The sequence below is a fragment of the Pseudonocardia lacus genome (genome assembly GCF_018531445.1).
GTDB lineage: Bacteria > Actinomycetota > Actinomycetes > Mycobacteriales > Pseudonocardiaceae > Pseudonocardia > Pseudonocardia lacus.
In genome coordinates this window covers 1-14907 of the sequence record NZ_JAHDTH010000208.1, presented here as the reverse complement: position 1 = coordinate 14907, position 14907 = coordinate 1, and the positions used below count along the sequence as shown (strand labels likewise).

Here is a 14907-nt window from a genome sequence, read left to right as displayed (position 1 = left end):
CTAGGCTGTGGGTTGCGGCCACCGCTTCGTCTTGAGTCCACACAACCCGAGATGATCATGCGGTGGCCGCGCCACGTTCCGGGCACCCCCCACGGAGCAAGATCACGAAGTCCGGCTGTAGTACTAGGAGCTGTTTAGGAACTCTGTCGGCCGGCCGGTGCTGGTGTGTCGGTCCTGGGAGATGAGTGAGGCCTCCGGTAAGTGGATCAACGACCAAGCTGATCTTCCCCGGAGGCCTCGTTGTCGAGCCTATCTGCCGGCGTGCCCGTGGGTGCGCGTAAGGACCTGACCGACCGCCAGTGGCGGATCCTGGAGCCCCTGCTGCCCACCGGCCGCCGTGGTGGTCGCCGGCCGAAGTGGACCCGCCGCCAACTGATCAACGGGATCCGTTGGCGGCTGCGGGTCGGTGCTCCATGGCGTGATGTTCCCGAGCGTTACGGGCACTGGCAGTCGGTCTACCAGCTGTTTCGCCGTTGGCAGCGCGAACGGGTCTGGCCGCTGTTGTGTGCGTTGTTGCAGGCCTTCGCCGACGCTGCGGGTCTGATCTGCTGGCGGGTGTCGGTGGACTCCACGATCAACCGCGCCCACCAACACGCCGCCGGCGCCCGCCGCCACCCCGAGCGGCAGAAGCAACCGCCCGGTGACGAGCCGGCCGATCACGGGCTGGGTCGTTCCCGGGGCGGGTGGACCACGAAGATCCACCTGGCCTGCGAACAGGGCCGTGGTCCGCTGTCGGTAGTCCTGACCGCCGGGCATCGGGGGGACAGCCCGCAGTTCGTCGCGGTCCTGGACCGGATCCGGGTGGCCCGGGTGGGTCCGGGGCGGCCGCGGACGCGCCCGGACCGGGTGTTGGCCGACAAGGCCTACAGCTCCAAGGCCAACCGGGCCTACCTGCGCCGCCGCAAGATCCCGGCGACGATCCCGGTCAAGGTCGATCAGGCGGCGAACCGGCGCAAGAAGGGTTCCCGCGGTGGGCGCCCGCCGGTGTTCGACGCGGTGGCCTACCAGGATCGTCATGCCGTGGAGTGCTCGATCAACCTGTTCAAAGCACTGGCGCGGGATCGCGACCCGCTACGACAAGCTCCTGCTGCGCTACGAAGCCGCCGTGCAGGTCGCGGCCAGCGACATGTGGTTGCGCCGACTTGGCCCACACCAGTTCCTAAACAGCTCCTAGTACTACAGCCGTAGATCGTGATCTTGTTCCTGTCGGCGCTGGTAGTGGCATCGGCGGGCGCGGAACTGGTGGCGGCGGCGCCAGAGGCTCCAGCGCAGGACGCTGGTCAGCGAGCGGGCCGGGACGGTCAGCCGGTTGATCAGGCGGGCGATCTCGTTGCAGGACAACGCGATCAGCCCGACCGACTCCGGCGGTGGGTCGTGGTGGTGGGTTCGGGTTGCGGCGGCGGCGGTGGCGGCCGCAGTGGCGGCGAGTAGGGCGTGGGCGAGTATCGCGATCAGGGTCCAGCGCCGCCACGACCTCCAGCGGCGGACCTGGTGTTCGTCCAGGCCGGTGAGGGTTTTGGTGGCCTGGAAGGACTCCTCGATGCGCCAGCGGACCCCGGCGACGCGGACCAGTTCGGTCAGCGGCACCGGGTGCCGCAGGACGGCAGGTCGACGTGCGCAGGCGCTCGCGAGTACTGGCGTCGGACATCCTGTCGGGCACCTTGACCAGCACCTCGTCCGCGCCATCGCCAAGCAGCGACGGCTCCGTCCGCAGCACGACTTCCATGTCGGCGCGGCTGGCCTGCACAAGGAACCGCCAGCGCCGCAGCGGTCGGCCGGTCGGCCGTCATGCGCTCAGCGCGTACCCGAAGTCGGCCAGCCGCTTGCGCGCGACCTCGCGCTCCTCGTCGGTGAACAGGTGCGCGAACCGGGCCTCGCTGACCAGCGCCTCCACCGTCAGGTCGAGCCGGTTGCGCTCCCACAGCGAGACGAACCCGTCGCTGACCGCCGGAGCATGCAACAGCTTGCGGGTGGCACCCAGCGCGCCGTGCGAGGTGACCATGACCCGGAAGTAGCGCGGGTTGTAGCGCAGCTCCTCGCGGCACCGCTCTATGGTCGCCAGCACCGCCCGGTCGAAGTCCCCACCGGCCGCAGTGGGCTCGACGTCGAGGAGGACAGTCGGCTCCGACTCGAGGGAGATGACGCCGCTGCCGAGCTCGCGCTCACCCGATGCCACCTCGTTGCGCTGCTCCACGTAGGCGCGCAGCGCATCGACCGAGGTGAAGACTTCGAAACGCAGCTCGCCGAGTCGGGCCAGGTCGACCTGGTCGAGGTCGAGCGCCAGCACCACCGGCGCTCCCTGACCTGCCTGCAGCCCTTCGGCCCAGAACGCCTCGACGACCGCCAGCGGCCGGCCGGTTTCCGGGTCGGGGATCTCGGCATCCAGCGCCGGCGGCGCGTAGCCCATCCCAGCCAGTTCCTCGACCAATGCGGTGATCTGCGCGACCCGGGCGTTGGCCGGGTTGCGCTGCTCGGTGACGACTACCGGAGCGAGGTCGGCCTCGTGCGGAAGCGTCCCGTCGTGCAGTCGGGTGAGCAGGTCGTTGGCCGCCGCGGCCAGCAGCTCGCGACGGGCGTCGAGGAACTCGCGGTAGTTCTGCGCCTCCCACAGCCGCGGATCCTGCGGGATCCACTGCGAGGCCAGCACCTCCGGCGAGCAGTCGCGAAGGTAGTAGGCCGGATTGAGCGAGGTCAGGTCGGTCGCCGAGGTCGGGGTGACGAAGGCGAAGTTGGCGATCGAGTTCAGCTCAGCGCGCGGGTAGCCCTGCTTGGCCAGCTGCGCCTTCGGGAAGATCTCGTGCACCTCCAGGGATGTCGCGTGCTGGCGCAGCGACCACCCCGTGCTCAGGTCGCGCGTGTCGAGCACGCGCGTGAGCAGGTACAGCAGCGGGTACGCGCGCGACCCGCGCCCGACGCCCTCGAAGTCCTGGGCGTCGATGCCCATGTTGCCCTTGCGGGAGCGGCTCAGGCTGGCGATGACTCCGTCGATGCCGCTGGCGTCGGCCGTCTCCAGGTCCTTGGCCAGGAAGGTCTCCGTGGAGCCGGCGAAGCGCCCGCGCAGGGCCGCGTGCACGTACCAGTACAGGACGCGGTCGGCCTCGGCCCCGTCGGCGAACCGACCGCCCCGGTTGTGCAGCAGCCGCGTCATCACCGGGATCGCGTAGCGGCCCATCAGGACCCGGTCGTGGTCCAGACCGAGCCGCCCGGCCAGCAGGTCGAGCACGTGGTCGATGTTGTGCAGGGCCGTGAACAGGGCGTCCTGGAAGTCACTCGCGGTGACGTCCTCCAGCGCCGAGAACGGCGCCCGCCCGGTGGCGGTGGCGTTGACGTTGCGCAGCAGCCAGTCGGCGGTGAACTTCAGCCCGCGCTGGGCCCAGCGGTCCAGGTTGCGGCGCATCGTCGGGCGCGCGTCGCCCCACTCCGCGCAGATCCGGGCCAGCGCCAGGTCGCCCTTGGACAGCTTGGTGCCGCCGGAGTTGACCCGGTTGAAGATGTCGACGACCACCTCGACGGTCTTGTCCGCGCCGGTGATCTGCTCGATGAAGAACTCGCGCTGCAGGATGTTCTGCAGCTTGGACAGCCGCTCCATGTAGAGCCCGACGTGCTCGCTGAGCTCGGGGCTCTCGAACAGCTGCCGGTACTGGGCTCCGGGCGGGCCGGTGAACAGCGCGGTGACGTCCACCCAGCGCGGGTCGTCGCGCATCTTGGTCGGGGCGTGGAACTGGAAGGCCTCGGTCTCCACGTTGAACCGCAGGTCCTCGAACGCGGTCGGGTCGCCCTCGAAGAACGATGGCGGCCGCCCGCGCACGATCCCGTAGACGGTAGTGACGCGTTGCTGCCCGTCGAGCAGCAGCTGCTTCTGCCCGCCGGTGGCCGGAGCACCACCGCGCACCGCGGCCGTACCGCTGTCGGTCTCCCACACCAGCAGGGCACCCACCGGGTGCCCCAGGTACAGCGAGCGCATGAGGCCGCGGACCTGGTCGCGGTTCCACACGTATCCGCGCTGGAACTCCGGCAGCAGGATCGACCCCGCGTCGACCTGGTCCAGGATCGTGCCGAGCTTGGTCATCCGTGCGCCCTCCGGCCGTCCGCCGCGTCGGTCCGAGCAGTCCTGCGTCACCGACCGGTCACGCTCGGCGCACGTCGATGCTAGGTGTCGGCGGCAACAGCCGCTCATGCGCGCGATGAGGGAGACCGGAACGGGTGTGGAGAGCCTGGCAGGGCACGGTGCGTAGTCGACGGCAACCCCGCCCCCGCTCCCCACCCCGTCCGACGACCAGCACTACTGTCAGCGCGCCGACCCGGAGCGGAGGACGGATGAGCAGCGACCCGAGCGACGCCGGCCCGCTCATCGCCCAGCTCCTCGACGAGGCGGCCGCCGTCCCGCCCGCGGTCTTCCTCGCCGGCGACCGCCGGGCCCTCGCCGTCCCGGGCCTCTACAGCTGGTGGGTCGACGATGGAGGTGCCGCGGACCTGACTCGTGGCCTGGGTCTGCCGTTCCCCGCCGGGCTCGTCTACGCCGGCCTGGCCGGTGCCACCCGTTGGCCGAGCGGACGGCGCTCGACCAACACGTTGTGGTCCCGCATCGCCGGCATGCACCTCGGCGGGCGGCACGAATTCTCCACGTTCCGCCGCTCCCTCGGTTCCGTCCTCACTTCTGCCCATGGGTGGGGCCGCATCGACGAGCTGCTGTTGACCTCGTGGATGACGCGCCACCTCGCGGTGTGCGCCATCCCCCATCTCGACGCCGACACCCTCGGCCACCTCGAACGGCGCGTTCTGGACGCCATCGACCCACCGCTGAACCTGCAAGGCATGGCGCCGACCCCGGTCCGCTCGCAGCTGCGACTCCTCCGCCGCCCCCATGCCCGTCGCCGCTGACCACCACTGGGCCGGCCACCTCTCCTACGCCCCGCCCACCACGGACCCCGTCCAGCTGTCCCGCCGTCCTCGACTTGCGAGCTGGGACGCCGCCGGTCACCCGGCGCAGCTCGCCCTCGCCGACTTCCTCGACCACGCCGAGCTCGATCTGCGCGAGCACCTCCGCGCCGAGCCACCGTGGACGCTGGAGCTGGTGGTCGGCCTACCGGCAACGGTTCCGCTGCTCGACCACCACGACCTCGACAACTACCTGCATCCCCTGGCCCAGCGCCTCGGTGGGCAACGCCTGGTCGCGGTGCGAGCCGCCAAGGGGCACAGCCCGCGCTCGGCTGCCCGTCTCGACACCGCCCGATCAGCTCTGCCGCCCGGGCGCTTCCCCGTGCACCACGTGCGGACGACCGCATCGGCTGGGACGACCGCCTACAAACGGCAGATCCACGGCCAACTCAGCGCCGCCGGAGCAGGTGCTCCGCCACCGGGCGCCGCCCTGTCCGCGGTCGTCAGCTTCCGCCACGGACCTGGCCGGAACTGGCTGAACCTCTGGAAACCGACCCTCGACGCGCTCGGCCCGCTGATCGGTGAGGGCTCCCGACCGTGGAACCCGCGGGACGGCGCCATCGTCGAGCTGGCCATGCACTCGACGACCGATCCCTTGCTCGGCTGGGACGTCGAGATCTGCATCGCCGTGGGTCCTGGCCCGACCCGACGCGCCCTCCGGCCGGACTAGCGACCCGCGTCAGGTCACGGGCCACGGCGCCGCCGCCCGGTACTCGTCCAGTACCCGGACGATCTCCGCCGCCGTCGCCGCTCGATCTTGCGGCTGGTCCTCGTAGCGTTCGGTCAGCGCGGTCATTGGCTCGACCAGCCCGAACACATCGACCGGGTCGTGGAAGCCCTCCGCGGCGATGGCCCGGGCTGCCCGGTAGGGCCGCTGCACGTCCTCGGCGACCGCGTTCGCCTGGTTCCAGCACACCAGCTCGAACTGGCTACCGGGCCCCGCGCGTCCGAGCACGACCTCGGGCGGGATCGACACCAGGTCCGCGGCCACCGCGTCCTGCTCGTCGAACGGGATCTCCTCGATCGGACGCGCCGCCATCGCCCCGATCACCGGGCGCAGCGCGTCGACGCACCGCAGGCACCTGGTCTCGAAGTCCGTGCCAGTCCGGGCCTGCCCCGGCTCAACGCGCAGGTCGTCGACCTCCCGGTAACACTTCAGCACCACCGAGACCGGGTGGTCGTCGAAGTACAGCCGCGCGCACAGGTCGATCAGGGCCATCAGCCGCACCCGCAACCGCCACTGAGGGCGCGACTCGACCAGGCCCAGCTCGTGCCGGGCCACCTCCTGCACGCGCTGCCGAACACCAGGAGGGCGCATGGCGGCGATGCTAGAGACCTGTCACAGCGGCGCGACGCATCCGGCCCAGTCGTCCGGCCGCGGCTCCGTGTAGATGGTGACGATGTCCCCGGTGAGCTCGTTCACCGTGACGATCGCCCGACTGCTCGTGCCCTGGTACTGCTTGATCAGCGCGACGTTCCACGGGACCCCGGTGTTCTTGCGCGGGAAGCCGTAGCTCACCACCTCGTCCACGCACCGCATGAAGTCTCCGAGCCCGACGAACGGGTCGTGGACCGGTCGCTCCGGCTCGTCGTGGCGCATCATGTGGCGCAGCGAGCTGCACCGCCATTGGCGCTGCTGGCCGTTCCGCAGGTTGATCCAGCCCATCAGGATCGCGTCCGGCGCGCTGACGTAAGACAGGCAGTCGTCCAACCGCTGTTCGAGGGCGACCGGGTCGAACTCGAACCCCGGTGCCGGATCAGCGGAAGCCGCTCCCGCAATGGCGAGCGTCGTCAACGCGGCCACCGCCGCGCCTCCCCCGATGATGCGCCTGACGCGCCACGCCATCGATTCCCGGCCCATGTCCTCCCCCTCACGCCCTGTCGGAGGGGCCACCTTGGTTCGGGGCGATGTCATCCGGGGCTCGATGCGACATCGCGGTTCGCGATGGTGAACGCGCCTGGCATGCTCTGGAGTCCGCGCCGCACCGAGGAAGGGGCATCCGTGCCGCAGCTCGCCGTCGGGGTCGACTTCCTCGCCGAGTTCGCCAAGCTCCAGCCTCCGGTGCGCAGGCAGACGGTCGAGGCGCTGACCAAGTTCTCCGAGCACACCCACGCCGGGCTGCACCTGGAGAAGCTGGCGAACATGCGCGACGAACGGGTGCGCACCATCCGGATCACCGACTACTGGCGAGGCGTGGTGCTCGCCCCCGCCTCCGGCGACCGGTACGTGCTGCTGCGGGTGATGGGCCACGACGAGGCGGTGGAGTGGGCCCAGCGCCGGGTGTTCTCGGTCAACGAGGTGTCCGGGGTCCTGGAGGTCCGCGACGTCGCCGCGATCGAGGAGCTGGCCGAGCGGGAGACCGCCCCGGCCGCCGAGCCGCTGTTCGCCAAGGTCGGCGACAACGAGCTGTCCACGCTCGGAGTCGACGTCCAGGTCCGCCGGTTGGCCCGCACGCTGACCGACGTCGACGCCCTGGCCGCGATCGAGCCGTTCGTCCCGGCGAACCAGTACGAGGTGCTGTTCTGGCTGGCCGAGGGCATCCCGGTCGAGCAGGTGTGGGCCGACGTGGTGGCGCCGCGGTTGCCCGACGGGCCCATCGACAAGGAGGACGTCTCCGCCGCGGCCGAGCGCAGCCGGGGCCGCATCGCGCTGGTCGACGGCCCCGACGACCTGATGGCGCTGCTGGACAAGCCGCTGGCGCTGTGGCGGGTGTTCCTGCACCCGACCCAGGAGGAGCTGGCCTACCGGCCGTCCTACGCCGGCAGCGCCCAGGTGACCGGCGGGCCGGGCACGGGCAAGACGGTGGTGGCGCTGCACCGGGTCAAGCACCTGGCCAGCAGCCGCGAGCTCCCTCGGGGGTCGATCCTGCTGACCACCTTCACCCGCGGCCTGGCCGAGTCGCTGGAGCTGGACGTGGAGACGCTGCTGGACACCGAGCAGCGGCGCGCGGTGCAGGTGCTGAACGTGGACCGGTGGGCCCTGGGCGTCGTGCGCGCCGAGCACGGCACCGTCACCATCGCCGACGACGAGCAGCTGCGCGGGCGACTCCCCCAGGCCGGGCCGTTCACCCCGGCGTTCCTGCTCGACGAGTGGCGCCAGGTCGTACTGGCCAACGCCGTCACCACCGGGGAGGAGTACCTGACAGCACCGCGGCGGGGCCGCGGGAAGGGCCTCGGCCGCCCGCAGAAGCAGCAGGTGTGGGCGGTGCTGCGGGAGTTCGCCGAGGGGCTCCGCCGCGACCGGCTGTGGACGTTCCTGACCGTGGCCGACGAGGCCGCCCGGCTGCTCGCGGCTCGGCCGTCGCCGCCGTTCCGGCACGTCGTCGTCGACGAGATCCAGGACCTGCACCCGGCGCAGTGGCGGTTGCTGCGCGCCGCCGTCGCCCCCGGCCCGGACGACCTGTTCCTGACCGGCGACCCGCACCAGCGCATCTACGGGAACCACGTGTCGCTGCAGAAGGTCGGGATCGGGGTGCGGGGCCGCTCGGCGCAGCTGCGGCTGAACTACCGCACCACCGCGGAGATCCTGCACTGGTCGATGCGGGTGCTCGGCGACGCCACCGTCGCCGACCTCGACGACGGCTACGACTCCCTGACCGGGTACCGCTCGGCCCTGCACGGCGAGCCACCGGAGGTGGCGCCGGCCGCGACCGTCGCCCAGGAGGGCGAGGAGCTGGCGCTGGCGATCGAGCAGTGGCGCGAGGACGGCGTCGCGCCCGGTGACATCGTGGTAGTGGCCCGCACTCTCGCCCTGGCCCGTGGGGTGGCGAAGGAGCTGAAGCGCCACGGCGTGCGCACCGCCGAGCTGCGTGACGAGCGCCCGCCCGCCGACGCCGTCCGGGTGGGCACCATGCACGGGATGAAGGGCCTGGAGTTCCGCTGCGTGGCGATCGTGGCCGCGAGCGAGCGCAACCTGCCGCACCGGCGCAGCATCACCCCGGTCGCCGAGGACCCGGTCCGGCACGCGCTGGACGTGCGGCAGGAACGCTGCCTGCTGTTCGTGGCGTGCACGCGGGCGCGGGAGCGGCTGCGGGTGTCGTGGAGCGGCACGGCGAGCGAGCTGGTGCCCGCGTGAGGACGGCCGGGATCGATCTCGCCGCTGCCGACAAGAACACGGCCGCCTGCGTCATCGACTGGGCCGGCGACCGCACGTCGGTCCGGTTCGAGACCGACACCTCCGACGAGGGTCTGCTGAGGATCTGCGGCGAGGTGGACAAGGTCGGGATCGACTGCCCCTTCGGGTGGCCGGTGCCCTTCGTGGAAGCGATCCTCGCCCACCGGAACCGCGAACCCTGGCCGGGTCGAGGGCTGCCGGCCGAGGGCTTCCGCCGCAGGTTGAAGTTTCGGCTCACCGACGAACACGTCTGGCGGAAGATCAAGAAGGCGCCGCTGTCGGTGTCTGCCGACAAGATCGCGGTACCCGCGATGCGCTGTGCCCTCCTGCTCGACGCATTGGGCTCGGTCGATCGAACTGGTGTTGATGGGCGAGTGGCCGAGGTCTACCCGGTCGCCAGCCTGCACGCATGGCGACTGCCGACGAAGGGCCTGAAGAAGCCCGAGGACTGGCAGCACCTGCCGGAACGTCTGGACATGCTGGTCGAACGCTTCACTGAACTGGCCGCCGGCCGAGGGCGGTGGGAAAGGCGCGTCGCCCGCGACCACGAGTTCGACGCGCTGGTCTGCGCACTCACCGCGCGTGAGGTCCGGGAGGGCCGCACCGAAGGCCCGGAGCCGGGAGAGGCTGCGGAGCGGGCGGCCGTCGAGGGCTGGATCCACATCCCGCGCCCGCGCTGACCCTCGTCCGCCATACTGCCGCTCGGAACCGGAACCACCCGAGGTCACGATGCTCTCGCACGGTAACGAGCGCCATGCCAGAACGAGGAAACAGCATGGGTCCACAACGTCGCCGGTCCACCCGCCGCCGTTCCGTCCCTCCGCCGCGGCCCCGACTTCTCGAAGTGAATTCCGCGTTCCCGACGATGGGCAAGTCACGCACCCGCGCATCGGCGCACTACCTGCTGTGCGCTCCGCACCGTCTCCGGATCGTCCCGGATGGCCACTCGGTGTCCCCCGCGCTGCGCGCACTGACGTGGGCCGGTTCCGCAGTGGCGACGGCGTTGCTCTGCCTCCTCGCGTATCTCGTGGTCGCGCGGATAGACCGCTGGCAGGACTCGCTCCCGTTCAGCTCGTCCGACGAGCAACCGCTGTGGCCCGGAGCGATTCTCCTCGGGTGCTTCGGCGGCCTGTTCGCGGCAGGGTTCCTCTTCGCGGCGCTCGATTCGTTCGACCGTGCCCGCGAGAAGCGGCGACCCGACCTCGTCATCCGGGTGACCAGCAGCGACGACCTCGCCTGGCGGTTGTGCCGGGCGGCGCACGGACTCACGTCCAGCCCGTCCTGGGTGGATCGAACCGTGGATCCGCGTCGGCGCGTCGCGATGCTGCTCTGGGAAACCGTACGACGCTCCGGAGAGCTCCACGTCCGCGAGGATGCAGTCGAACGATCGAAGCGTCATCCGACGCTGGGCGACGCCGCGGCCGAGGTGGCCCGCAGCGTCGAGCGCGAGCGGGAGAACCTGACCGTCGCTGCGCGCAACCTCGAAGCCGTCTGCGCCGCTGCGCGTCGCATCGACCGAGTCCGTGCGGCCAGGGCTCAGACCGACCGCCGTGACCGCGAGCGCGCCGAGGAGGAGGCAGAACTGCGGGCGACGCTCGCGGCAGCCGCGCCATCGGCCATGTCGAAGGACACCGAGCAGCACGCCGACGCCTCATCCGGGTTGGCTGCGGAGAGCGCCGCGATCGCCGAACTGGTCGCGGACGCGGACCGGCTGCTCGACCGCTGGCCTGCCTGAAAGACGCAAGGTCGCGCCCAGCCGCAAACCCGGACGGGGTGCCCGGCGACACCGTCGACACGATCCGGCAGGTCCTGCACGTCATCCGCACCTTCGGGCCGGCGCTCGGCAACTGACCACGACGGCGGGCGGCGCCGCGGTTCTGTCAGGGGTCGCAGCTACGCTTTCGAACATGAGTTCGGACGGGGAGCGGGACGTGGCACCGGCGGTCGACGCCGCTGTCGCCGCGTTCGCCGCCGCCCTGTCCACGCTCACCACCCACGCCCACGAGACGGGCTCGGCCGTGGTCCCAGCGGAAACGCGCATCGACCGGATCGCACTGTTGGAACGGCTCCGCGCCGTGGTCGCCGCCGCCCAGAACGCGGAGATGCTCGCCTACGCCCGCGACCGGGTCGAGCAGCACCTCGCCCAGGTCGACGCCGACCGGCTCGACCCGGCCGCGGTCGGGCGCGGCATCGCCGACGAGATCGCCCTGGCCTGCCACACCTCCCCGCACCACGGATCACGGCGCCTCGCCACCGCCCGCGCCCTCGACACCGACCTCCCAGCCACCGCAGTGCTACTGGCCGCCGGACAGATCAGCGAACACATCGCGGCGGTGGTCGTCTCCGAGACCGGCCACCTCGACGCCGACCAGCGCCGCACCGTGGACAAGCAGATCGCCGGCTCCGGCCTCACCGACCTGTCGCCGCGCGCGGCCACGGCGCTGGTCAAGAAATGCGCCTACGAGGCCGACCACGCCGCCTACGTCCGCCGGGGCCGCACCGCCCGCGCCGACCGCCGCGTCGGGCTGCGCCCCGCCCCAGACACCATGAGCGTGCTCACCGGCTTCCTCCCCGTCGAACAGGGCGTCGCGTGCCTGGCGGCGCTGCGCGCCCACACCGACACCGTCATCGCCACCGGCGGCGACGGCCGCACCCGCGACCAGATCATGGCCGACGCCCTGGTCCAACGCCTCACCGGCCAAGCCACCGCCACCGACGTGAACGTCGAGGTCGGCATCGTCCTGCCGCTGACCGCCCTCGTCGACCCCGACCAGGGCGGTACCGCCGAGGTGGTCGGAGCCGGGCCGGTCCCCGCCGGAACCGCCCGCGACCTGCTCGCCTCCACGGCGGGCAACCGGCGGTGGCGACGACTGTTCACGAGTTCCGAGGGCGGTCCGCTGGTCGGCAGCGATCCGCGGCGGCGTCGCTGTTCTGCGACGCCCCGATCCGCCACCTCGACCACATCCGGCCCCACCGCGCCGGCGGGCCGACCAGTCTGGCCAACGGGCGCGGGGTCTGCGCCCGCGGCAACTACGTCCGGGAGATGCCCGGCTGGAAGGTCGAAGTCATCGACAAGGGTCTGGGCCAGCGACCGCACACGGTGCGGACCACCACCCCGACCGGACACACCTACGTCAGCGAGGCCGGGCCGGCGCCCTGATCTACCCGAACTCCCCTGCCCGCACGGCCTGGACGAACCTTCGCCAGGCCGGGGCGGAGCACTGCAACGGCGGGCGGGTGCGGTCCTTGGTGTCGCGGACGAGGGTGTTGTCGGGCAGGTCGGCCACCTCGACGCACTCGCCGACGCCGTTGGAGAAGGTCGAGGTCCGCCAGGTCGTCCCCGCCGTATCGATCATCGAAGGCCGTCCATGATGTCTGTGATCATCGCCGCTGTGCCGGCCTCGTCGAGGCACACGTCAAGCAAGCGGCCGAAGGCCTCAGTATAGGCCGTGACCTGCTCGGACCGGTTGATGTAGTCGGCGTTCCAAAGATCTTCCAGGTACACGATCTGCGCATCGGGCTCGGGCAGACGGAGGATGGTGAAGGCCGAACCGGTCGCCGCATGCGCCCCCACGGTGAAGGGCAGCACCCGCAACGTGACGTGGGGCAACTCGGCCATCGTGAGCAGGTGCGCCAGCTGCTCGCGGAGGACCCGCGGACCGCCGACCTGCAGTCGCAGGCTGGCCTCGTGCAGCACAGCGGTCAGTTGGGGCGGCTCTGATCCGGTCAGCCGCACCTGGCGTTGTAGGCGGATCTTGACCAGGCGCTCGACCTCGGCGGGCGGCCGTCCGGTTCCATGTGCCGTCGCGATGGCCCTGGCGTAGTCCTCGGTCTGCAACAGGCCCGGAACCAACTCGATCTGGAAGTAGTCGATCTCGGTCGCCTCTGCCTCCATACCGATGTAGGCGCGCACCCACGGCAGGACCCGGTACTTGGAGGTCCGCTGTCGAGCCGCTGCGGCGATGGCCTCGATCCGCTCGGTCTCCTCGCCCTCGGGAACCCTGTAGAGCTGCAGCAGCGTCTGCAGTTCCAGAGGCGAGACGATCGCGTGCCCGGACTCGATCCGACTCATCTTGGACGTCGAGCAGAGCATGGCCCGCGCCGCCTCAGCCGCCTCCATACCCCGCCGCTCACGCCAGGTGCGCAGCTCACGGCCCAGCTGCAACCGCTGAGGCGTCTGGGTGGCGGTCACCCGGCGCAGTCTTCCACAGCCACCCACAACAGCCTTTGGCAAGCAAAACGGCAGTTGCCCCTTAATACGTGCCCGCTGTAGCGTGCCCGCATCGAGTTCGCCACTTGCCGTATCCGACTGACCGCAAAACGGAGGCAGCCCGTGGAGCCCCCGCCACAGCGCCACTCCATGCCAGCTGCGCCACTGCTCGTGACGTCGTTGGACGGCGTAGTCCATCTCGTCCTCGACAGCGTCATTGCGACCTGCGACACGGGCCGCTACCCCGCCGCTTGCGGCGCGACCTTCATCCCCGCCGCGCTGACCGAGCCCGACGGCAGCACCGACTGCCCGCTGTGCCGCGCTCGGCCCTTGACGCAGCGGTGACCGCGGATGCCCGATGCGGCGACGTGCCGGCACTGCTCCCGCACCATCGAGCGGCAACCCGGCGAGTTCTGGAGGCACCCGGACAGCGGCCGGGAGCGCTGCATGCCGGGCACGCGCAACGCGCAGGTCGCCGCGGACGGCAGTTGGCGCCCGAGCAGTGGAACTACCGGGCGCTGACCCGGTGGTAGAACGCGGCGAGGCGGGGGTCGGACCGGGTCGGGCGGTCGCCGACGAGGTCGCCGACCTGGCGCGCCCACGCCTCGTACGCCGCGTCATCGCCTGCGAGCACGTACGGCACCCCCAGGTGGCCCTCCGCGCGGATGCGGTCCAGGTTCCGGCCGGAGATCCGCGGCGCGTTCTCCAGTTGGACCCGCAGGAGGAATGCGGCAGTGTCGCGGGCTCCCGCGGCGAGGTCCCACCGCTCGGACCGCGTGATCTCCTGGGTGACGTCGAGGACGCGTTCGGCAGCCCGCTTGCGGGCGAGGGGCTTGTCGCCCCGGACCCAGACGCCGGGGACGACGAGCCGCACGTCGTCCTCCTCCAGCACGACGTTGGCCGCGTACTGCGTCTTGTGGTCCTCTCCCCGCTTCTCCACCTCGAACTGCAGCGTCATCCCGAAGATCGCGCAGAACGACTGCAGCCGGGTGGCGGCGTCGTGCTCGGGGAGGTTGGTGCTGGCCCACGCTGCGACGGACGCGGGCGGCGCGGACAGCAGCCGAGGCCCGGTGAACCGCCAAGCCACGGCGAGCACGGCCTGCATCGCGTCGGCGTACGCGCGCTCGGCGTTCGATCGCGCGCCGGCTCCCAGTAGCAGCCCCGGCCCGAGTTCCAGCGCGGCGAAAAGGTCGCCCCAGCCGCGCTCAGTGGGCGTCAGCAGCCTGAGCTCCCCGTCGTCCGGAGTGGCCGTGCGCGCCAGGACGGCGTGCGCCTGCCGGTCGGAGACCAGCAGGTCGGCGACGACGGAGCCCTGGTGGGCCAGGAGCGTGTTGTCCCGCTGGTGCGCGAGCTGCACCTCCCGCTGGTGCTCGAAGACCCAGGAGCTGTGGGTGAGCGCCTGCGCGAGGTGCGGGCGGGCTTCCCGGGGCAGTGCGAACACCGAGACGAGCCGATCGACGACGTCCCGGTGATCAGGCGGTGCCTGCTCGTAGGCCCGTGGAGCCGCCGGCGTCCGGGCCTGATGCGATGAAGGAGCGGGGCCTCCGCTCCTCGTGACCCTCGGCTCATGCTCGAGGTGTGCACGCCATCGATTCGAGGAGGCCCCTGTGAGCGGAGCATACGAGGGACGCCAGATCGTCGGGGT

At 71.3% G+C, this 14907-nt stretch carries 13 protein-coding genes and 1 pseudogene; 7 read left to right on the top strand and 7 right to left on the bottom strand.

Annotated features, from left to right (window positions below; all coding sequences use genetic code 11):
* Window positions 1–267: 267 nt before the first annotated feature.
* Window positions 268–1174, top strand: a protein-coding gene (locus KIK08_RS31725) for an IS5 family transposase (RefSeq protein ID WP_308258020.1) whose coding sequence is annotated in 2 segments (ribosomal slippage) — window positions 268–1044 and window positions 1046–1174 — 906 coding nt in all. Because the reading frame shifts where the segments join, the coding sequence is not laid out codon by codon here.
* A 2-nt stretch (window positions 1175–1176) separates the two neighbouring features.
* Here the strand turns inward: KIK08_RS31725 and KIK08_RS31720 are convergent.
* Together KIK08_RS31720 and KIK08_RS31715 are read right to left on the bottom strand one after the other, a co-directional pair.
* Window positions 1177–1587: a hypothetical protein gene (locus KIK08_RS31720; protein ID WP_214406996.1), complete on the bottom strand. Its 411-nt coding sequence runs from the start codon at window positions 1585–1587 to the stop codon at window positions 1177–1179.
* Between the two features lie 199 nt (window positions 1588–1786).
* A complete protein-coding gene (locus tag KIK08_RS31715) occupies window positions 1787–4069 on the bottom strand; it encodes a GmrSD restriction endonuclease domain-containing protein (RefSeq protein ID WP_214406995.1) in 2283 nt (760 codons plus the stop codon).
* Window positions 4070–4317: 248 nt separating this feature from the next.
* Between KIK08_RS31715 and KIK08_RS31710 the strand changes: the two genes are divergently transcribed.
* Both KIK08_RS31710 and KIK08_RS31705 read left to right on the top strand, forming a co-directional pair.
* Window positions 4318–4881, top strand: coding sequence for a GIY-YIG nuclease family protein (locus tag KIK08_RS31710; RefSeq protein ID WP_214406994.1), 564 nt, complete (start codon window positions 4318–4320; stop codon window positions 4879–4881).
* Entirely contained in the window at window positions 4865–5608 is a 744-nt protein-coding gene (locus KIK08_RS31705) for a hypothetical protein (protein WP_214406993.1), read from the top strand. Before KIK08_RS31710 ends, KIK08_RS31705 begins: the two co-directional genes overlap by 17 nt.
* Before the next feature lie 9 nt (window positions 5609–5617).
* Here the strand turns inward: KIK08_RS31705 and KIK08_RS31700 are convergent, their stop codons facing one another.
* The gene (locus tag KIK08_RS31700; protein WP_214406992.1) at window positions 5618–6256 is read right to left on the bottom strand and encodes a hypothetical protein; all 639 of its coding nucleotides are present in this window, start codon (window positions 6254–6256) and stop codon (window positions 5618–5620) included.
* A 21-nt stretch (window positions 6257–6277) separates the two neighbouring features.
* Window positions 6278–6742 (bottom strand): hypothetical protein, encoded by a 465-nt coding sequence (locus tag KIK08_RS31695; protein ID WP_214406991.1) that lies wholly within the window; start codon window positions 6740–6742, stop codon window positions 6278–6280.
* A gap of 198 nt (window positions 6743–6940) precedes the next feature.
* Here KIK08_RS31695 and KIK08_RS31690 point away from each other — a divergent pair, with 198 nt between their 5' ends.
* The 4 genes and pseudogenes from KIK08_RS31690 to KIK08_RS40575 all read left to right on the top strand — a co-directional run.
* Window positions 6941–9013 (top strand): UvrD-helicase domain-containing protein, encoded by a 2073-nt coding sequence (locus tag KIK08_RS31690; protein ID WP_214406990.1) that lies wholly within the window; start codon window positions 6941–6943, stop codon window positions 9011–9013.
* Window positions 9010–9732, top strand: a complete 723-nt coding sequence (locus KIK08_RS31685; RefSeq protein WP_214406989.1) for a DUF429 domain-containing protein — start codon at window positions 9010–9012, stop codon at window positions 9730–9732. The genes KIK08_RS31690 and KIK08_RS31685 overlap by 4 nt, the downstream gene beginning before the upstream one ends.
* A gap of 164 nt (window positions 9733–9896) precedes the next feature.
* Window positions 9897–10787, top strand: a complete 891-nt coding sequence (locus tag KIK08_RS31680; protein ID WP_214406988.1) for a hypothetical protein — start codon at window positions 9897–9899, stop codon at window positions 10785–10787.
* Between the two features lie 172 nt (window positions 10788–10959).
* Window positions 10960–11832, top strand: a pseudogene (locus tag KIK08_RS40575) (DUF222 domain-containing protein); the annotation flags it as partial.
* A 381-nt stretch (window positions 11833–12213) separates the two neighbouring features.
* Here KIK08_RS40575 and KIK08_RS31670 read toward each other — a convergent pair.
* From KIK08_RS31670 to KIK08_RS31660, 3 genes are all read right to left on the bottom strand, one after another.
* Entirely contained in the window at window positions 12214–12408 is a 195-nt protein-coding gene (locus tag KIK08_RS31670; RefSeq protein WP_214406987.1) for a DUF397 domain-containing protein, read from the bottom strand.
* Entirely contained in the window at window positions 12405–13244 is an 840-nt protein-coding gene (locus KIK08_RS31665) for a helix-turn-helix domain-containing protein (protein WP_214406986.1), read from the bottom strand. Before KIK08_RS31665 ends, KIK08_RS31670 begins: the two co-directional genes overlap by 4 nt.
* 526 nt (window positions 13245–13770) lie before the next feature.
* Window positions 13771–14703 carry a hypothetical protein gene (locus KIK08_RS31660; protein ID WP_214406985.1) on the bottom strand — a complete coding sequence of 311 codons (933 nt, stop codon included), beginning with the start codon at window positions 14701–14703 and terminating at the stop codon, window positions 13771–13773.
* Window positions 14704–14907 lie beyond the last annotated feature (204 nt).

Coding starts and splice junctions, on each gene's coding strand:
- KIK08_RS31705 (WP_214406993.1), top strand. CDS start 4,865: ATGCCCGTCGCCGCTGACCACCACTGGGCCGGCCACCTCTCCTACGCC.
- KIK08_RS31670 (WP_214406987.1), bottom strand. CDS start 12,408: ATGATCGATACGGCGGGGACGACCTGGCGGACCTCGACCTTCTCCAAC.
- KIK08_RS31715 (WP_214406995.1), bottom strand. CDS start 4,069: ATGACCAAGCTCGGCACGATCCTGGACCAGGTCGACGCGGGGTCGATC.
- KIK08_RS31710 (WP_214406994.1), top strand. CDS start 4,318: ATGAGCAGCGACCCGAGCGACGCCGGCCCGCTCATCGCCCAGCTCCTC.
- KIK08_RS31700 (WP_214406992.1), bottom strand. CDS start 6,256: ATGCGCCCTCCTGGTGTTCGGCAGCGCGTGCAGGAGGTGGCCCGGCAC.